13 protein-coding genes are annotated in these 18893 nt (G+C 70.3%); 4 read left to right on the forward strand and 9 right to left on the reverse strand.

The annotated features are described in order from the left end of the window. Nucleotides 1-82 precede the first annotated feature (82 nt). Both ACFV6H_RS10215 and ACFV6H_RS10220 read left to right on the forward strand, forming a co-directional pair. Complete coding sequence (locus ACFV6H_RS10215; RefSeq protein WP_385540308.1) at nt 83-1075, forward strand: ATP-binding cassette domain-containing protein; 993 nt, start codon at nt 83-85, stop codon at nt 1073-1075. Then, nucleotides 1072-1863, forward strand: a complete 792-nt coding sequence (locus tag ACFV6H_RS10220; protein ID WP_385540309.1) for an ABC transporter permease — start codon at nt 1072-1074, stop codon at nt 1861-1863. Before ACFV6H_RS10215 ends, ACFV6H_RS10220 begins: the two co-directional genes overlap by 4 nt. Here the strand turns inward: ACFV6H_RS10220 and ACFV6H_RS10225 are convergent. Then, nucleotides 1844-5038, reverse strand: coding sequence for an ATP-binding protein (locus tag ACFV6H_RS10225; protein ID WP_385540310.1), 3195 nt, complete (start codon nt 5036-5038; stop codon nt 1844-1846). The two genes, ACFV6H_RS10220 and ACFV6H_RS10225, sit on opposite strands and share 20 nt — an antisense overlap. Before the next feature lie 206 nt (nt 5039-5244). Next, entirely contained in the window at nt 5245-6327 is a 1083-nt protein-coding gene (locus tag ACFV6H_RS10230; RefSeq protein WP_385540311.1) for a S1 family peptidase, read from the reverse strand. Between the two features lie 392 nt (nt 6328-6719). Between ACFV6H_RS10230 and ACFV6H_RS10235 the strand changes: the two genes are divergently transcribed. Next, complete coding sequence (locus ACFV6H_RS10235; RefSeq protein ID WP_384777835.1) at nt 6720-7586, forward strand: alpha/beta fold hydrolase; 867 nt, start codon at nt 6720-6722, stop codon at nt 7584-7586. Nucleotides 7587-7677: 91 nt separating this feature from the next. Here the strand turns inward: ACFV6H_RS10235 and fxsT are convergent, their stop codons facing one another. From fxsT to ACFV6H_RS10260, 5 genes are all read right to left on the reverse strand, one after another. Then, on the reverse strand, nt 7678-11610 hold the full coding sequence (fxsT, locus tag ACFV6H_RS10240) for an FxSxx-COOH system tetratricopeptide repeat protein (RefSeq protein WP_385540313.1): 3933 nt from the start codon (nt 11608-11610) through the stop codon (nt 7678-7680). Next, the gene (fsxC, locus tag ACFV6H_RS10245; RefSeq protein WP_384777841.1) at nt 11594-12949 is read right to left on the reverse strand and encodes an FxsC protein; all 1356 of its coding nucleotides are present in this window, start codon (nt 12947-12949) and stop codon (nt 11594-11596) included. Before fsxC ends, fxsT begins: the two co-directional genes overlap by 17 nt. Nucleotides 12950-13038: 89 nt before the next feature. After that, complete coding sequence (locus tag ACFV6H_RS10250) at nt 13039-13788, reverse strand: aminoglycoside N(3)-acetyltransferase (RefSeq protein WP_385540428.1); 750 nt, start codon at nt 13786-13788, stop codon at nt 13039-13041. A 67-nt stretch (nt 13789-13855) separates the two neighbouring features. Continuing rightward, on the reverse strand, nt 13856-16168 hold the full coding sequence (gene fxsBH, locus ACFV6H_RS10255) for a radical SAM/SPASM protein FxsBH, inactivated beta-hydroxylase extension form (protein WP_385540315.1): 2313 nt from the start codon (nt 16166-16168) through the stop codon (nt 13856-13858). Nucleotides 16169-16208: 40 nt separating this feature from the next. Next, complete coding sequence (locus ACFV6H_RS10260) at nt 16209-16373, reverse strand: FXSXX-COOH protein (protein ID WP_107469256.1); 165 nt, start codon at nt 16371-16373, stop codon at nt 16209-16211. 230 nt (nt 16374-16603) lie between these two features. Between ACFV6H_RS10260 and ACFV6H_RS10265 the strand changes: the two genes are divergently transcribed. Beyond that, complete coding sequence (locus tag ACFV6H_RS10265; RefSeq protein WP_384976784.1) at nt 16604-17530, forward strand: DUF4231 domain-containing protein; 927 nt, start codon at nt 16604-16606, stop codon at nt 17528-17530. Between the two features lie 108 nt (nt 17531-17638). Here the strand turns inward: ACFV6H_RS10265 and ACFV6H_RS10270 are convergent, their stop codons facing one another. Both ACFV6H_RS10270 and ACFV6H_RS10275 read right to left on the reverse strand, forming a co-directional pair. After that, nucleotides 17639-18049, reverse strand: a complete 411-nt coding sequence (locus tag ACFV6H_RS10270; RefSeq protein ID WP_385540317.1) for a hypothetical protein — start codon at nt 18047-18049, stop codon at nt 17639-17641. After that, nucleotides 18046-18789 (reverse strand): DUF6415 family natural product biosynthesis protein, encoded by a 744-nt coding sequence (locus tag ACFV6H_RS10275; RefSeq protein WP_385540319.1) that lies wholly within the window; start codon nt 18787-18789, stop codon nt 18046-18048. The genes ACFV6H_RS10270 and ACFV6H_RS10275 overlap by 4 nt, the downstream gene beginning before the upstream one ends. Nucleotides 18790-18893 lie beyond the last annotated feature (104 nt).

Below are 18893 nucleotides of genomic sequence, written 5' to 3' on the forward strand. Positions count from 1 at the left end.
CGTACCCCGGGCAACCCCGGTTCCAGGGCGCTGAAACCATGCTGAAACCGCGCTGAACGCGCCCTGCCGCAACCTCTGCGGCATGACGACAACGACATCGCACTCTCTCGCCATCGCGGCCAAGGGGCTGCGTAAGGCCTACGGGGACAAGACGGTCCTCGACGGCATCGATCTGGCGGTGCCGGCCGGCACCGTCTTCTCCCTGCTCGGCCCGAACGGCGCAGGCAAGACCACCGCCGTCAAGATCCTCTCCACCCTCATCACCGCCGACGCCGGCGACCTGCACGTCGGCGGCCACGACCTGGCCGCCGAACCGCAGGCCGTGCGGGCCGCGATCGGCGTCACCGGGCAGTTCTCCGCCGTCGACGGCCTGATCACCGGCGAGGAGAACATGCTCCTCATGGCGGACCTGCACCATCTCTCCCGCAGTGAGGGCCGCCGTACCACCGCCGAGCTGCTGGAGCGCTTCGACCTCACCGAGGCCGCGAAGAAACCCGCCTCCACCTACTCCGGCGGCATGAAGCGCCGCCTCGACCTCGCCATGACGCTGGTCGGCGACCCGCGGATCCTCTTCCTCGATGAGCCGACCACCGGCCTCGACCCGCGCAGCCGCCACAACATGTGGGGGATCATCCGCGAGCTGGTCTCCGGCGGCGTCACCGTCTTCCTCACCACCCAGTATCTGGAGGAGGCCGACGAACTCTCCGACCGTGTCGCGGTGCTGAACGACGGCAAGATCGCCGCCGAAGGGAGCGCCGACGAGCTGAAGCGGCTCATCCCGGGCGGGCACGTCCGGCTCCGCTTCACCGACCCGTCCGCGTACCAGTCCGCCGCCGTCGCCCTGCGGGAGGTCACCAGGGACGACGAGGCGCTGTCGCTCCAGATCCCCAGCGACGGCAGCCAGCGCGAGCTGCGCTCCATCCTCAACTGGCTGGACTCGGCCGGCATCGAGGCGGACGAGCTGACCGTACACACCCCCGACCTCGACGACGTGTTCTTCGCCCTGACCGGCGGCACCAACGTCCCCAGCCACGGGACCAACGTCCCCAACCAGCCCAAGGAGACCGTCCGATGAGCGCCCTCTCCCTCGCCGTACGTGACTCGAACACGATGCTGCGCCGCAACCTGCTGCACGTCCGGCGCTACCCGTCCATGACCCTGAACCTGCTGCTCACGCCGATCATGCTGCTGCTGCTCTTCGTCTACATCTTCGGAGACGTGATGAGCGCGGGCATCGGTGGCGGCGGCGCCGACCGCTCCGACTACATCGCCTATATCGTCCCGGGCCTCCTGATGATGACCATCGGCTCCACCGTGATCGGGGCCGCGGTGTCCGTCTCCATGGACATGACCGAGGGCCTCATCGCCCGCTTCCGTACGATGGCGGTCTACCGCGGGTCGGTGCTCATCGGACACGTCGTCGGCAGCGTGCTACAGGTGCTTGCCAGCCTGGTCCTCGTCGGTGCCGTCGCCGTGGCCATCGGCTTCCGCTCCACGGACGCCACGGCCCTGGAGTGGCTGGCGGCGTTCGGGCTGCTCTCGCTGTTCACCCTGGCGCTCACCTGGATCGCGGTCGGGATGGGCATGGCGAGCCCGAACCCCGAGGCGGCCAGCAACATGGCCATGCCGCTCATCCTCCTCCCGCTCATTTCCAGCGCCTTCATCCCGGCCGACACGATGCCGGGCTGGTTCCAGCCGATCGCCGAGTACCAGCCCTTCACCCCGGCCATCGAAACCCTGCGCGGCCTGCTGCTCGGCACCGAGATCGGCAACAACGGGTGGATCGCGATCGCCTGGTGCGTCGGCCTGACCGCGCTCGGCTACCGCTGGTCGACGTCGCTGTTCAACCGCGATCCGAAGTAACCGCCATGACAGCGCGGGCCGCCTCACGCAGCTCGTCCCGCTCCAGGGCGGCGTACTCCGACACCGCGTCGGTGTACGCCGCCCTGTCGGCCTCCTCGGCAGCCTGCCGGGCACGGGCTTCCGACATCGTCGGCTGGAACTCCCGCATCACCCCCAGCCGTTCGGCCAGCGCGATCATCCGTACGGCACCGGCACCGGCCTCGCCGGACGCGAGCCCCGCCATGCCGAGGGCGTGCAGCATCGTGCCGAACAAGGGAAGCTCGGAAGGCGAGCCGACCGGATCGGAGAGCAGCGTCCGCAGCCGCTGCCGCAGCCGGTCGACCACCTCCGCGACCGGCCCGAGCCGGCCGGCGTGCGCGTGCGCCGTCACCGCCACCGACTGGATCAGGAACGCCCACGGGTCGAGCCAGGCATCGCCGCCGCGCATCGAACCGACCGCGAGCATGCGCTCCACGGCGCCGCGCCACAGGCCGAGCCCGACCTCCGTCAGTCCGCGGGCGAGCGCGATCTCGGCGCGCCCGCCGAGGTCGGAACGGTAGAAGTCGTCGTGCTGCGGGGTGTTGTCGCTCTCCGCCTGCCGCAGCCAGTACTCGGCCTCGTCGGGGTCGCCGCGCTGGAGGCAGGCGAGGACGAGGGACGTGCGGATGAAGATGTAGTCGCGCCCGTCGTTGAGGCGCGGCAGTACCTTGAGCACCGCCTTGAGGTGCCCGTACGCTTCCTCGCCCCGCCCCGTCCGCAAGTACAGCTCGCTCAGCCGGGAATGCCCCATGAGCTGCATCGACGGATTGTCGGCCGGGGCCAGTCCGGCGATCATCCGGCGGGCCGAGACGAGCGCGCGGTCGAGGTCGTGCTCGTACTCCCAGACGTAGGTGGCGATGGACTCGGCCATGCCGGCGACCAGCGGCTGCTCGCTGTCGCAGAGCCCCCGCAGCACGGCGTAGTCGGGAGGCAGCATCTCGGGGACCGCGCTCAGCACCACCGCGGCGGCCCGCAGCAGCGTGTCCGGCGGGGCCGGGGGCAGCCGCCGGAGGGTGACGAGCTGGCGTACGGCGCGCGGGCCGGTGCCCATGAGCAGGGCCGCCGTGCACGACACCGCGGCGGCGCGGGCGACCTCGACGTATGCGGGCTCGGGGTAGTAGTGCGACAGCGGCGGGCCGGTGTCGGCGGCGAGGGCGACGAGGCGGGGGTAGTTGGAGTCGGTGGACCACAAAGCGGCGAGGACGGCGGTGAGGGCGGCGATGGCGGGGCCGTCCGTACGGGCCAAGGCGTCACGGGCCGGCGCGTCACGGTTACGGGCCAGGGCGTCACGGGCCAGGGCGTACCGCAGGGCCAGTACGAGGTTGTCCTGCTCGGCCTTGATCCGCTCCCAGGCGGCCAGGGGTTCCGAGCCGAGGAGTACGTCGTGGTGCGCGACCCCGAAGTCCCGTGCCCAGGCGAGGAATTGGCCGACGGCCTTCTCGTCCTCGCCCGCCTCCGTACGCCGGGCCGCGCTGAACTCCCGTACGGTCTCCAGCATCCGGAACCGCACGCCGGCCGGGGTGTCGGCGACGGTGAGCAGCGACTGACCGGCCAACTGCTCCAGTAGAAGCAGCGCGTCCTCGCCGAGGACGTGCTCGGCCGCTTCACCCGAGAAGCCGCCGGGGAAGACGGACAGCGTGCGCAGCGCCGCCCGGGCGTCCTCCGCGAGCAGGTTCCAGCTCCACTCCACGACCGCGTGCAGCGTGCGGTGGCGCTCCGGTATGTCCCGGGCCCCGCCGCGCAGCAGCGCGAACCGGTCGCCGAGGCGCCGGGCGATCTCCGGCACCGACAGCACCCGCACCCGCGCCGCGGCCAGCTCCACGGCGAGCGGCAGCCCGTCAAGGTGGCGGCACAGCCCGGCCACCGCGTCCGGCGGCAGCTCCACGCCCGGCCGGGCGGCCCGGGCCCGCTGGGTGAACAACTCGACGGAGATGTCGAGACCCAGCTCCGGGAGCGCGTACACCGCCTCCGACGTGAGGCCCAGCGGGGCCCGGCTGGTGGCGAGGACCCGCAGGTCCTTCGAGGACGAGACCAGGGCCTGTACGAGGCCGGCGGCACCGGCGATGACCTGCTCGCAGTTGTCCAGGACCAGCAGCGCGGGCCCGGCGCCGAGCACACCGAGGATGCCGGACACCGCATCGGCCGGAACGTGGCCGCTCATGGCGCCGGGCCGACCTTCGCCCGCGCCGAGCGCGGAGGCCACCTCCGCGGCCACGTCCTCGTCCGCCGTGACGCCGGCGAGCGGCACGAAATACACCACGCGCTGCTCGGCCCGGCGGCTGACGGCGTGCGCGAGCCGGGTCTTGCCGAGGCCGCCGGGGCCGACGACGGTGACGGCGCGGGAGGCGCGCAGCAGCCGCTCCACCGCCGCGATGTCCTCGTCCCGGCCGAGGAGCGGGTTCGGCTCGTGCGGCACGCCGTGCCTGACCACGGGCGACTCGCCGCGCAGCAGCTCCTGCTGTACGGCCTTGAGCCCGGCGCCCGGATCCGTGCCGAGCGTCTCGCGCAGCTCACGGCGGTACGCCTCGTACCGCACCAGCGCGGCGGACGGGCCCGCCGTCGCCGCCTCGCCGCGCAGCAGCTCGGCGAGCACCTCCTCGTCGCGCGGATGCTCCGAGGCGGCCACGGCCAGCGGCCCGGCGGCCTCCGCGTGCCGCCCGAGCCGGGCGAGCGCGAGCGCCTGCGCGCGTACGAGCGTGCCGCGGACCGGGGCGCGCTCGGCGCGCAACGCGGCTACCGGGTCGTCGGTGTCACCATCCGCATCAGGGGTGTCCTTCCACAGCGCGAGCCCGGCCTCGGCCGCAGCCAGCGATCCCGCGTGGTCCCCGGCCCTGGCCCGGTCCGCGCTCGCCGCGGCGTGCAGCAACAGGGCGGAGCTGTCGACCTGGTCCTCGGCGAGGGCGAGCCGGTATCCGGTCGGCGTGCTTACGATCACATCGGCACCCAGCTGCGCCCGCGCCCTGGACACAAGGACCTGCAACGCCTTCCCCGGCCGCTCCGGCAACTCGCCCGGCCACAGCCCCGCCACAAGCCGCTCGATGCTGCACCCCGCGCGCAAGTCGCCCGCGAGCAGCGCAAGGAGACCCCGGAGCCGAGGCGCGGTGACCTCCTGCCCGCGACAGGCGACACGCGGCAGCAGAGTCAGATCGGTGGTCACCCGTGCAGATTAACCAAGGCACCGCCCGCCGGAACTCCCACCGCGGCCGAACCCCCACCACGCAGGCGGCCCTCACCCACCGCCCGCCCACCGCCCGGACGGCTCCCGCAGCCACGCCGACCGTTCCTGCGGGAGAGACCCCGCGCAGCGCGAAGGGCCCGGGCCACCGTGGGTGGTCCGGGCTCTTTGGGTGGGCTCGTGGGGTGTCAGCCGATTTGGGCGTCGAATACGGCGAGTGCCTCCGTCACCGGCTGGAAGAACGTCACACCGCCCGAGGAGCAGTCACCGCTGCCGCCCGAGGTCAGTCCGAGCGCGGTGTCGCCCGCGAAGAGCGAGCCGCCGCTGTCGCCCGGTTCCGCGCAGACCGAGGTCTGGATCAGCCCGTTGACGATGTCACCGTTGCCGTAGTTCACGGTGGCGTCGAGTCCGGTGACCTGTCCGTCGTGCACCTGTGTGGTGGAGCCGCTCCGCGTCACCTGCTGGCCGACCGTCGGGTCGGCCGCACCGGTGATCGGCCGGCTGGAGCCGTCGTAGAGATTGACCTCGCTCGGGTGCGCGACCTCCGCGGTGTACCTGACCAGGCCGTAGTCGTTGTCCGGGAAGCTGGATCCCTCGTTCGTCCCGATCACGGTGCCCTGCGCGTCGGACCAGGTCTGGATGGCCTCCGTGCAGTGCCCGGCGGTCAGGAAGTACGGCGCGCCGTCCTTGACCACGTTGAAGCCGAGCGAGCAGCGACCGCCGCCGCCCGTGATGGCGTCGCCGCCTGCGACGAAGGGCGTGAACTCCCCGGCCGTTCTCTTCAGTTCGGCCTTGCCGCCGAGTCCTTCCACCACTCCGCTGAGCGTGTCCCAGGCCTCGCCCTCGACCGTACGGTCGGCTGTGACGACCACCTTGTTGGTCACCGGGTCGACCGCCCAGGACGTACCGGGCACGGCCGCCCGGTCCGCGAGGGCCTGCCGGGCGCTCCTCAGCTCGGCCAGGGAGTTCTGGACCACCCTGGCCCTGCCGCCGGCCCGGCGTACGGTCTCGGCCGCCCGCTCGTCGACGACATTCATCACCAGGGCCCCGGACTCGGCGTCGTAGTACGAACCGGCGGCGGCGCCGCCCAGATCTTCGCCGAGGACGGAAGCGAGATTTCCGGCCGCCTTGGCCGTGAGTGTCTTGACCTCGAACTGAGGTGTTTCCTCACTGGCGTTCGCAGTCTGGAAGGTGATTCCCGCGACGACCAGTGCGATCACGGCACCGCCCGCCGCCGTCGCCTTTTTCCTCGATATGCGCCGGTGGTTCAATGTCGGCCTCCTGTGGGGGAACCGCGCCAGGGCATGTGGGGTGACCTGACACGGAGTAGGAGCCGCCCACTATTCCGAGACCGACCGGCCGTACACAAGGCCGACTTCCGGACGGACGTACCACAAGCCGACCGGGCGGCGGGCCTGTCGGGCGGCCGAGGTCAGAGAGTGTCCGTTCCGTTTGCGAACACTCGGTGCAACTGCCGTGTCATCAACGGGTGAGGACTAGTCCTGTCCTGAATCCGTCCCCACCGGAGCGCGGATCGGCCTTATGCAATCGGCTCCGGCCCGGGACAATCAACATGAACCGGGCTCTTGTACAGCTCTTGTACGGAGGGCACAGCTCTGTGCCGAGGTCATGGCCGAGGCGCATATGACGAAGGGGGCGGGAGTTGCGACGTCGGCTGCGCGCGGCGGACGGGCGGCATCTGATGGTGGAGCGTCTGGGGGATCCGCGCGGCAGACCGGTCTTTCTGCTGCACGGCACACCGGGCAGCAGGCTGGGCCCTGCCCCGCGCGGCATGGTGCTGTACCAGCGAGGGATGCAGCTCATCGCCTACGACCGCCCGGGATACGGAGGTTCGGACCGGCTGGAGGGCCGCAGTGTGGCCGATGTGGCCCAGGACGTGGCGGCGATCGCCGACGCCCTCGGGCTCGAACGGTTCGCCGTCGTGGGCCGCTCGGGCGGCGCTCCGCACGCCCTGGCCTGCGCCGCGCTGATGCCCGAGCGGGTGACCCGTACCGCGGCGCTGGTCACACTCGCCCCGCGGGACGCCGACGGGCTCGACTGGTTCGAGGGCATGGCCGCCTCCAATGTCCTGGAGTACACCGCCGCGTCCAAGGATCCGGACGGCATGGCCGCGCGGTTCATCCCGCGCGCGGACGCGATCAGGAAGGACCCGATGCGGCTGCTGGACGAGCTGCGCAGAGAGCTGACGGACTCCGACCGCATGGTGGTCGCCGACGCCGGAGTCAGAACGATGCTGCTGCGCAACTACCAGGAAGGGCTGCGCGGTTCGGCGTACGGCTGGATCGACGACGCCATCGCCTTCTCCAGCCCTTGGGGTTTCGATCCCGCCCGTATCCAGGGCCCGGTGCTGCTGTGGCACGGCGAGCAGGACGTCTTCTCACCGGTCGGCCACTCCCGCTGGCTCGCGGAGCGCATCCCGAGCGCGACGGTCGTGCTGGAACCGGCCGCCGCGCACTTCGCCGCCCTGCACGCCCTTCCCAGGATCCTCACCTGGCTGCTGGAGGACTGAGCCTGCTACGGGGCAGGAGCAGCAGCCCACGGCCGGGCGGTGCGGCTTCACTATGGCCGCACCGCCCGCACCGCCGCCGTACCCACACCGCTCACACCGCCAGCGGCTCCAGATCCCGGTACACCCTCCGGTCGTCCCGCGCGAACCGCGTCAGCGCGTGCTCGTCGCCCAGCAGCCGCGCCAGTTCCTCGACCGTCTCCGCCCGCAGCAGCGCCGCCTCGTCCTTGCGGCCCAGCGCCCCCAGCGTCACACACATGTTGGAGGCGACGGCGAGCGTCTCCGGATGATGCGAGCCCAGCGACACCCGCAGTCCCGCGACGGCCCCGCGCTCGGTGACCAGCGCCTCGTCCAGCTCGCCCAGATCCGCCTTGGCGTTGGCGAGACTGACCGTACAGAACAGCGTGTGCGGATGGTCGTCGCCCAGCACCTCCCGCATCATCCGCAGCGCGCCCTGGAGAAGCTGCTCCGCCAGCTCCGGAGCGCCGCATCCCCACTGGTAGACACCAAGGTTGTTGACCGCGGCGAGAGTGTACGGATGCCGCTCGCCCGGCACCCGGAGATACTGGTCGACGACCTCCTGCGCCAGATCCCGGGCCGCCACCGGCTCACCCGCGGCGAAGTGGTCGGCGGCCAGATTGAGATCGCAGGCCAGCGAGTCCGGGTTGGGCTCGCCGCCGTACTTGGCCCGGTACCGGTTACGGGTCGCCGTGGTCAGCCGGCGCGCGTCCTCCAGCCGGCCGGCCCTGCGCAGCGACACGGCGAGGCTCTTGGCCGCGGCCAGCGTGCCGGGAAAGGCCCGGCCGAGCTGCTCCTTGTAGAGGGCGTACGTCCGGGTGAGCAGCGCGACCGAGTCCTCGTACCGGCCGATCTCCCGCAGATCGCGCGCCAGACTGGTGGCGGAGGAGAGGGTGTACGGATGGTCCGGGCCGAGCACCTCCGTCCGCCGGTCGAAGACGTCCTGGTCCATCTCGCGCGCCTGCGAGTAGCGGCCCACCATCCGCAGATTCAGCGCCCGGTTGTTGGCGGCGGCGAGCGTCCTCGGATGGGACTCGTGGAAAATCCCGCTGAATCCCTCGTGCGCCTCCTGCGCCAGATCCAGCGCCTTGGCGTACTCACCGAGAGTGCCGAGGTCCATCGCCAGTCCGCTGGTGGTCATATACGTGTGCGGATGGGTCGGCCCGAGCACCCTGCGCTGCCGTTCGAGAGTCTCCTCGTCCAGCTCGCGCGCCTCCACATAACGGCCCTGCGAGCGGAAGATGTTGGAGAGATGGAAGCGCAGATACAGATACTGCGGATCGTCGTTGCCGAGCATCTCCCGCCAGCTCGTGCGCAATTCGTCGGCGAGCTCGAAGGCGGCCAGCAGATCGCCGCGCTTCCACAGATAGCGCACCCGGTCGATCATCAGCCGCCGCGTCTCCGGCCGCTGGCACAGACTCGCCTCGGAGGTGGCCAGATGCGGCCAGATCGTGGCGAACCGCTCCCAGGTGGCGGGATTGTCGATCGGCTCGTCGCCGTCGGGCCTGGCGCCCGCGAGGATCCGGTGCACGGCGTGCCTGGCGTCCTGCTGCTCCTCCTCGGTGAGCTGCGCCCTGATGATCGCCTGGACCAGCCGGTGCACCTGGATGCTGTTGCCGACCTGGTCCACCTTGGCCAGCGCGAACCGGCCGATCTCCCGGATGACGCGGCCGAGCACCAGCGTCTCCTGGAGCGAGACGTCGTACGGCTTGAGCGCCTCGATCATCTCCTTGCTGTAGAGGAGATTCGCGGAGATCGGCTCCGGTGCGAAGAAGGCACAGAGCTGGAGCAGCCGTACGGCGGCGGGCGAGCGGTCCTTGAGCCGCTCGATGGAGATGTTCCAGGTCGCGGCGACCGGTTCCGGATAGCCGACGGGCTGGTTGAGCGCCAGCACGCTGGGTGCCTGCTGCCCGAGCTGGTCCAGATACTCGGCGACGGGCGTCGCCGTCTCCGCGATCCAGGCTGCGGCCTGCTCGACCGCGAGCGGCAGATCGCCGACCGCGGTGGCCACCTTGTCTGCGTCCTCGGCGGAGAGCCCCGGCGCGCGCCGCTGGAGGTGCTCGATGGACTCCTCGCGCAGAAAGACGTCGACGGGCAGCGCGTCGCCGTACTGCGACCAGCTCTGGTTACGTGAGGTGACCAGGACATGGCCGGGCCCGCCCGGCGGGAAGAACCGCTGGAGCTGCTCGGGATCGTCGGCGTTGTCGAAGACCAGCAGCCAGCGCGAGGAGGGCACACCGCGCCGCAGCAGATCGATCGCCTCCTGCGAGGCTGCGGACATGTCGTCGCCGCCCTGCGCGCCGAGCCGTACGGCCAGTTCGGCGAGGCCCGCCACCACATCGGCGGTCTGCTCGGACGAGATCCACCAGACCAGGTCGTAGTCGGCCATGAAGCGGTGTACGTACTCCAGCGCCACCTGTGTCTTGCCGATCCCGCCGAGCCCGTACAAGGTCTGCGGCTGCGGCAGCACCACGGCCATTCCGCCGCCGAGCTGGTCGCGCATCCGCTCCAGTACGAGGGAGCGCCCGGTGAAGCCGGAGTTACGGGCCGGCGCGTTCCAGATCTTGGGCACGGTGCCCGGGAAGCGCGGGCCCGGCGAGACCGCGTCGGCGAGCTGTACGGGCCGCTCCAGCGCGCGCAGCAGCGCCGTGGTGGCGTGCGCCTCGTCCAGCCGGAACAGGTCCACCGGATTGCGGTCGATGTACGGAGTGGTGAGCCGGACATCGCCGACCCGCAGCGGTACGAGCCTGCGCCGCGCGCCGCCCGGATCCTCGGACGCCGCGCGCGCCCATACCTCCACGGCGCGCGAGGACTTGAGATAGGCGCTGGAGAGCAGGACGACCGTACGGCTGGCGTTCTCGGCGGCCGGATTCCCGAGGGCGGCCGGAGCCGCCGAGACATCGCGGGGGACGACCCGGAAACCGGCCCGCGTGAGCACCGATTCGATCCAGTCGGCCCACATCCGGTTCTCGGCCACATAGCTGAGGAGGAGATCGGCCGGCAGTGCGGGCCTGCGCCGGGTGAAGGCGTCCCGGATCCGCAGTCTGGTCTCCTCGCCGACCGTGGGCATCGAGGTGATGGCGCCGTCGGTGACATAGGCGGTCACCCGCTCGAACGCGGAGAGCAGGGAGTTGCTGAGACCGGCCTCGTCGCCGAAGGTCGCGAGAGTCTCCTCGTACGCGTAGTAGGGACGGTACGGAATCTCCACCGCGCCCCAGTACGCGGTGAGTTCCTCGCCGGTGAGCCCGCCCGGGAACCGGTCGAACTTCAGCCGGGCCAGCGCGCGTCCCGCGTCCGCCTTCTCCTTCTCGCCCTCGTCGATCCGCATCGGTACGGGGAAGATCCGGATACCGCGACCGCCGTAGCGCTCGTCGATCTGGCGGGCCACCGCGGCGGCGCCGTCGATCGACTGGTCGCTGAGCGTGAAGCAGTCGACCAGCACATCGGGCAGATGGACCGTGCAGATGTCGGCGATGTCGCTCAGACCGGTCCTGCTGTCGATGAGGACATAGTCGTAGTGGGCCTTCATGTCGTCGCGCAGGGCGTCGAAGAAGTGGCCGCCGCCCAGCCGGTCGTAGAAGTTGTCCCAGTCGAAGGTGGAGACGGTCGCGGAGTACTCGCGGTTCTGCTTGCCCGCGGAGACGAAGTCGAGTGTGCCGCCCGCCGGGAACTCCCAGCCGAGATGCTCCGGAGTCAGGGAGACGGCGTGCGGCTGGATACGCGCGTAGTCGCGGTGCCAGTCGTCGGGCCGCTCCACCGGGCTGGTGGCCGCCCAGGCGTACTCGGTGATCAAATCGATGACGCCGGTGGTGGCGCCCAGGGTGGAGGGATCGAGGAAGGGATGGAAGAACCGGTGCAGACCGGGCGCCTCCAGATCCCAGTCGACGGCCAGGACCCGCTGCCCGTTGGCGGCGAGGATCCAGGCCGTATTGGCCAGGGCCATGGTGCGGCCCGTGCCTCCCTTGTACGAGTAGAAGGTGACGATGCGTCCGTCACGACGTTCTGTCATCCGTGTCCTCCGCATCGGGCGCCAGGTCGTGCGTCTCGGGGATGTAGTGCGTCGTCGCGTACTCGGCGGCCATCGGACCGCGCAGCCGCGGCCGTTCGGTATGGCCGCCGCCCGCGGGCGGATAGACCGCCGCGTGTCTCAGATACTGCTGGGCCGCCGCCTCGACCACCTGCGGCAGTATCTGGCCGAACGCCTCCATGCTGGGTACGCCTTTGGCGGCGGCCCGGCAGGCGGCCCGGCCCTGGCCCATCTTTCTCGGCATGGTCTGCTCCAACCGCTCGGCCAGTTCGGCCTCCTCGGCCCTGCTCTGCTGATCGTCGCGGTTCCACGGCACGACGACGCTCACCCAGGGCCGGTGCTCTGCGTCGAACGCGGCGAGCCGCTCGCGCTGTTCCTCGTCGCGCAGGGCCCACCGGTCGACCAGCAGGATCTCCGGCCGGGTGGGCGACTGCTTACCGTCGCGCGGTACGGGCACCTCGTCGAAGGAGAGGATGTCCGCCTGGTAATTGAGGGACCGCACCAGATCCCGGGTGACATAGGCCAACGGCCTCACGGAGTCCGGATGGTAGGGATTCCAGTCCTGGGCCATTCCGCCGTAGTAGTGCGAGGCCCGGCCCTCCGGAAGATCGTGGCGGGTGGGCGCGGCCACGGTGACCTGCATCGGCCGCGGTCCGCCGCTCGTGCCGAAAGCGCTGGGAGCGTTGCGGTAGTCGACCGGGCGTCCCGGGCCGACGGCGGCGGTGTCGGCGACGCTGACAATGCGTTTGGCGAGTTCGTAGACGGCCCGTTCGTACTCCTCGGCGAATATCCGGAGTTTGATCAGACCGTAGAGCCCGTCGGTGACGTAGCGGTCCCCGAAGTCCCGGTGGTTGAACTGCAACCGCTCGGCCGGGCCCGGCAGTTGACGCGGCGGCACCGGCACCCAGAGGGCCGGCACGATCGCCTCCGCCGTGCGATTGCTCTTGGCCTGTTCATAGATGACGCGCTGGGCGAAGGCGAACCACTCCTTGCCGCACATCTCGCTGGCGAAGTAGCGCGGCGAGAAGAGCGGCACGAACACCCGGCAGGTGGCCAGCACTTCGGCCAGCCGCTCCGACCAGCCCTCTCCCGAGCGCATCTCCCGGTCGATGAACCCGGCCTGTGCTCCGGCCGGCAGATCCGTCATGGCCATCACATGGGCGCTCAGATCCCGGAAGAGCCGCTCCACCCACATATCCGGATCCGGTCCCCCCGCACCGTCCCTCGGTGTGTGCGCATAACTGAGAAAGAAGTACGGCCGATGGTCAGCCGCTCGCTGTTGCGGTAACGCTTGCACACGACCCCCGTCCTGTGTGAGCACTCACCTCCACGAAATCCCTGAAAGTCATGGAGACAAGCGAACCAATCATTCCGGAACCGAGCCCCTCCCTCCCCATGCCGTTCGGTCAATCAACGCCGCTTTTCAGTCATCCACGACTCCGCGTGGGCGACGGCGTCCTTGATCGAGAACGACCTCGCGGTTGTTCCGCCGAGCTGTCCCTTCTGTTCCAGATCCCAGGGGAATGACGCCCCGATCGCCTCGAAATCACTGTCGTCGAGGCTGACATCCTCATATTCCACCCACCGCGCGCCGTTGTCCGGCCCTTTCACCACACAGTGATAGGAGCGCAGGGTGGAGCCGACCTTGTATTCGGCCAGATGGAATGCCGTACAGGCGGCGAAACCCACATTCACCATCAGCACCCGCGCGTCCGCCGCGACCATGGCGCCGAGCGGTGAGTCCTCGCCGAGATGGCTGTGGAGCGGATGCCCGGCCATGAGCTCCGCCGCGCGCCGCCCGATCGCGGCGAAGGAGGTCTGCGGATGGGTGCTCCTGACGGCCCCGGGAGCGGTACGTACGGACTCGGCCAGCCGGCCCATCGCGGTGCAGGGCGTGGTCAGCGGATCGAAGGCGGGCATCCGGGCCCGGAAGGCCGCCGCCTGCCGTCTGGTCAGTCCCTGGATCTGGGCGAAGTGGGCCGAGGAGGTGTCGGAGTTCTCCTCGGTGAAGGCGGGCACGACCAGAGTGCCGTCGGAGCCCAGCGCCGTCAGCAGGGCCGTACGGAGGATGTCGGCGTCCAGTCCGGTGCCGCTCAGCGAGGCGTGGACGAGCAGAGTCGTGCCGTCGGTGACGCCCAGCGCGGCCAGTTCCGAGGCCAGTTCCTCGACCGAAGCGGCGGTCGGCCCGTCGGTCGGCGCGGCGGGCGGCACGTCGGTCGATGTCGTCTCAGCCACGGTCGGCCTCTTCCCGGAGTGTGGTCAGCAGGCTCTTCCCGCCGACGGTCAGTTCGGCCGCGTCCTCCAGCGTGTCCAGCGCCCGGCGGGCCTGGTCCCGGTGGCGGGGATCGTACGCGGCGAGCCCCACCCGTTCGTACGCGCCCGCCAGCAGCGCCGACAGCGGGACCGGCTCCTCCTGCCAGGGCGCCGGTCTGTGCCACTCGCCGTCCAGCGCGTAGAGGTCGGTGACCTCGGTCAGCGCCCGCAGCCTGGCCGCGCGCAGAGCGCGCAGCAGCGCGGGCGCCAGCTCCTCGGCGCTGCCCTGTACGGGAACGCCCAGGGCGCCGTAGCCATGGCCGTAGCCGTAGCTGTGACCATGGCCACGGTGGTCGGCCGAGGGCCCGGCGGAGACCAGAGGCGTCAGTGTGGAGAGCGTCGCCGCGGCCTCGGCGGTCTGGTCCGGCGCCCGCTCCCTGAGCAGCCGCCAGGCCGCCGCCAGCCGGTCGCTCCAGTCGGCCGCCTCGTCATGTCCGAGCCCGGGATGGACCGGGACGCCGAAGCAGTCGCGGTACGGGTCGAGATCGTCGAGCGCCAGATCGGGCGCGCCGTCCCGGCCGAGCCGGCGCACCGGGCGCCAGTACGAGGTGGCCTCGTCGGTACGTACGACGAGCGGCTCCGCCGTACCGACACGCACCACGAAGCCCTTCTCGGCCACGCGCACCTCGGCCTCTCCGCGCTCGCCGGGACGGCCCAGCCGCAAGGTGCCCAGGGTGGGCAGATGGAGCCCGCCGTCCGCGTAACCGATCCGTGCGGGCAGATCCAGGCCGCCACGGACGACCGCGGCGGCCACATACGCCGGGAGCCGGAGCGCGGTGGCGAGGGCGTCGGGCCGCTCGGCGCGCAGGGCGGCCACGGAATCGATCAGCCAGGTGCGGGTGTAGGGATGGGCGAGTACCGCGTCCAGCCCGTCGGCGCTTGCGGTGTTTTCGGCGGATCGCTCCACGATGCCCGCCAGCTCCCAGGCCTCCTGCCAGGCGTCACCGCCACGGCCGGCCAGCTCGGCGTGCAGCTCGGCCAGCAGTGAGCGGGTCAGCTCCTGCTGGGCGACGAGCAGTTCACCGGTGTCGGCGACGGCGGGCGAAACGAGGGCGGCGGCCGTACGGGACTCGATCCCGCGGATCAGCGCCTCCAGATCGGCGCAGTAGACGGAGGTGTTGTCGAAACCGCCCGGGGCCTCCGCACCGGCCGTGGCCGGTCCCGGTGCCGTGGCCAGTCCTGTCCCCGATGCCGAGCGGTAGCGGTGCGTGTAGAGACCGCCGCCGCAGGAGCGTACGACCGGGCACTGCCGGCAGGTCTCACTGACGCCCGCGAGCCCGAGCTGTCTGGTCCGTACGCCGGGATGCGCGGCGACCTCGTCGAAGGAGTGCGTGAAGACGTCGAAGCCGGTGGCCGCCGCGCCGTCGTAGGCGCTCTTGAGCGAGTCGACCTGCTCCAGCGCGCCGTCGGTCTCCACGACGACCAGATCGGTGGGCGCGAGTCCCAGCGACTCGGTGAGGCTGGGACCGCCGCTCAGGGTGGAGAGCACCGACTCGAAGAGCCGTACGGGCATCGGCCGGCCGTCGGCGTCCCAGCGGTCGAAGACGGTGAGCAGCCAGTCGGCGTACGCGGTGGCCGAACCGTCGGGACGCGGCGGCGGATCGTCCCAGGTGGCGTGCGGAAGCAGAAAGTCGATCCGCGGCGGTTCGAGCGCGGCCAGCGCGTCGTACACCGCGACCGGATCGTTGGCCACGTCGATGGTGCACAGCAGCCCGAGATCGAGCGGACGGTAGCGCTCCTGCCGCAGCAGGCCCACGGCCCGCAGGACTTGCGGATGGCTGCTGCGGCCGTCCGCGAAGCGGCGGTGGCGGTCGTTGGCCGCCTTGTCGCCGTCCAGGGAGATACCCACCCGGACGCCGAACTCCGCGAAGAGATCGAGATAGCGAGGGCTGAGCTGGAGCCCGTTGGTATGGATCCGTAAGTCGAGTTCGGCCACTCCGTCAAGGGCCCTGGTCAGCTCCTCGCAGACACGGCGCAGCCGCTCCGGCCCGGCCAGCAGAGGCTCCCCTCCGTGCAGGATCACTGACACGGAGGGCAGGGCGTGGGCCTTGGCATGCTCTGCCAGTCGCAGAGCCGTCCATGAGATCGCCTCGTCAGAGATTGCCTTGGGGCGGGTGCGCCAACTCTGATCGGCGTGTTCGTAGATGTAGCAGTGGTCGCACGCGAGATCACACCTGCTGTGGACCTTCAACACGATCTCGCGAAATGGGACCAAGGGTCCTGTCATTACACCAGTCTATGGGACCCCGGGCCTGTCATTGCGCCAGTCAGAGGGCGGAATTGAAGCTCGAGACGCGCGCGGTGCGACCGGTGGGCATGGGCAGTACGCGTCCGAGCTTCTTGGCGACACCGGCGTCGCGTACATCGATCTCCGCGAGGGGAGTCCTGTTCTTCTTCGCAGTGGCGAAGGTGGCAGAGGTCTGATAGGTCACGACGGCCGTCCTTGGTGATGTAGTCCGAAGAGGAGACACGGCACCGTTGCAGTGTCAGCGGCTCGACTTTACTCTCGTTCACCCGGGCAGCAACTCAGGCGCTCGATGCCGGGACAAAACGTAGTCAGAAATTCACGAGGCAGAGCGGAGTAGACCGTTCCGCCTTTCGGGTGACAACAAAACAGCAGACGGGGGCGCGCATGGCCGAGTTACGCGGACCACTGCACAGCATGGTCTTCCGAAACGCTGATCTGCCGATTCTCTTCCATCACGCGGACGCCATCGCCATCGCGCGCCAGCGCCAGGCCGTCCAGGCCACCCGCCTCCAGCTCCTCCTGCTTGTCGTGGGCGCGGCGCTGGCCGCGCTGCCCTGGGGCGGGAAGGTGGGGGGCTCGTTCCAACTCATCGGCGCACTCAGCGCGTTGGCGTACGCCGGAGTGCTTCTGCTCACCTTCCGCTCCGCGGGCCAGCGAGCAAAGTCGCACTGGCAACTCAACCGCTCCGCCGCGGAGTTCATCAAATCACTCTCCTGGCGGTACGCCGTCCACGGAGCGCCCTTCGACACCGGTGCCGCCGACGCGGCCGGACTGTTCACCAGCCGGATGGAGGCAGGGCTCAACGAACTCAAGAAGGTCGGCTGGGAGGATCCGCGCGACGGTTCGGGCGGTGACCGGAGTGTCACGGGCGTGCTGGGACCGGTCGGCGAACTGATCACAGGGCCCATGCGGCTGCTGCGCGAGAAGCCTTTCACCATACGCAAGGAGACCTATGTCAGGGACCGCCTGATCGAACAACGCAACTGGTACCACCGCAGAACGGTGATCTCGCGCCGCGCCACCACGCTCTGGTCGGCCACCATCGCCCTGCTGACTCTGCTGGCACTCGTCCTGGCCACACTGCGCACCTTCTCGGTCACCGGATCCTCGTCCGTACTGGGCCTGCTGTCGGCATCGGCCGCGGCCTGCCTGGCGTGGAGCGAGGTCCGCCGCCATCAACCTCTCATCTCCGCACACTCGTTGGTCGAAGAGGACCTGGCGGCGATGCACACGGCGATGGAGACGATGGTGACCGAGGACCAGTGGGCGAACGCCGTATACGAGACCGAACGCATCGTCTCACCCCAGCACACCGACTGGCTGGTACGACACCGCAGTTGAGCCGAGGCGCGGGTGTCGCGCGCGGTCCTTGAGCGTGTGGTGCAGCCCCCGTGCTGGCCCACTACGGGGATTGCGGGCACCCGCTGAGGGGCCCATGCGGCTCCGGCTCTACAGCGCCTGGACCGGCGCAGACACGCAACGCGCGCTCCACATACCGGCCGTCGATGGAGTAGTAGAACCAGTCGACTTCCCCACCGCGGTCCAGCCGTGCCCGCGCGTCGGCAAGCGCCTCCTGGGAAGCGGATCCCTGGCGGCGCGCGGGTAGTCCTGGAGCGCCGTCTCCAGCCAGGCCAACGCCTCGTCGGCGGCGACATGCGTGGTGAAGACAGTGGCGGTCTCGGCGATCCGCTTCAACTGGACGTCGATGCTGAGCGGCTGGACGTCGGTGCTGGGTAACTCTCGGGCACCATCCCGCAGTGCGGAAAGACCAATCCGCGGGCCGGTCCAGGCATAGCCGTGCCAGTGCATTGAAGAAAAATTCTCCGGAGTCTCGAAGACGGCGACAGCGACGGCAGTCATGCTGTCGCCGAAATCTCTGCGGCCAGGGCGCCGTGCAGCAGTTCAGCGTCGGTCAGGTAGCGCGTCGCGGTCAGCGGGACGGCCCAGCGGAGACGGCGGGACCTGTCCGTGAAATGCGCAGGCGGTACCGCCACGAACGTCGCGACGCCCAGCGGCACAACCTGCTCCGACGGAAGGTCCCACTTATCCGCGGTACCCGGAGCCACGAGCCAGTAGAGGGCCGATCCATACGAGTCCTGGATGACCGCGCCGCTGCTGCCGCCCAGGCGCTTGATCACTCGCTCGCCGACATCGGTGCGTACCCGTACGGCATCCCAGTACCGCCCGGCGGCCACCAGCACCACGGCCGTCCCGGCCGGCGGCGCCCACGGCTCCGAGGAGGAGCGGAGCACGGTGGTGCCCGAGCCCTCCGAGCCGTAGCCCAGATGGGTGCACAACGTGAGGACGGACCGAGCCAGGCAGTGCGCGTACCGGACCGGTCCTAGCACGCCCGGGTCGGCGTCCATACGCCGCCGCGCCTCCTCGATACCGGCCGAGGAGAAACTCCCGAGCTGCTGCTCCGCCTCCGGGATCAGGAGCCCCAAATGAGCACGCAGCCGGAGGACGGCCGTCTCCAGGTCCTCATCCAGTAAACGAACCCCTGCGGCGAGAGTGTGCTGAGCCGTGTCCACCATCGTGGCGAAGTCAGGCGGCAGGGCTTCGATGTCGGAGGCTGCTGTTCCGGTCTGGTGAGTCGTCATGGTCGGCTCCATGTAGCGGACGGTGGGCTGACCGTCACATGGTGGCCGCGTAAAAGCCCCTGTGCGTTGCGCGATTGGCAACGCACAGAGGCTTGACCGACTAC

The sequence above is a fragment of the Streptomyces sp. NPDC059743 genome, from assembly GCF_042732975.1.
Classification (GTDB): domain Bacteria; phylum Actinomycetota; class Actinomycetes; order Streptomycetales; family Streptomycetaceae; genus Streptomyces.

Excerpts from the sequence above, each read along its gene's own strand:
- fxsBH (WP_385540315.1), bottom strand. The coding sequence starts at position 16,168 with ATGACAGGACCCTTGGTCCCATTTCGCGAGATCGTGTTGAAGGTCCAC.
- ACFV6H_RS10265 (WP_384976784.1), top strand. The coding sequence starts at position 16,604 with ATGGTCTTCCGAAACGCTGATCTGCCGATTCTCTTCCATCACGCGGAC.
- ACFV6H_RS10270 (WP_385540317.1), bottom strand. The coding sequence starts at position 18,049 with ATGACTGCCGTCGCTGTCGCCGTCTTCGAGACTCCGGAGAATTTTTCT.
- ACFV6H_RS10275 (WP_385540319.1), bottom strand. The coding sequence starts at position 18,789 with ATGACGACTCACCAGACCGGAACAGCAGCCTCCGACATCGAAGCCCTG.
- ACFV6H_RS10215 (WP_385540308.1), top strand. The coding sequence starts at position 83 with ATGACGACAACGACATCGCACTCTCTCGCCATCGCGGCCAAGGGGCTG.
- fxsT (WP_385540313.1), bottom strand. The coding sequence starts at position 11,610 with ATGACAGAACGTCGTGACGGACGCATCGTCACCTTCTACTCGTACAAG.
- ACFV6H_RS10220 (WP_385540309.1), top strand. The coding sequence starts at position 1,072 with ATGAGCGCCCTCTCCCTCGCCGTACGTGACTCGAACACGATGCTGCGC.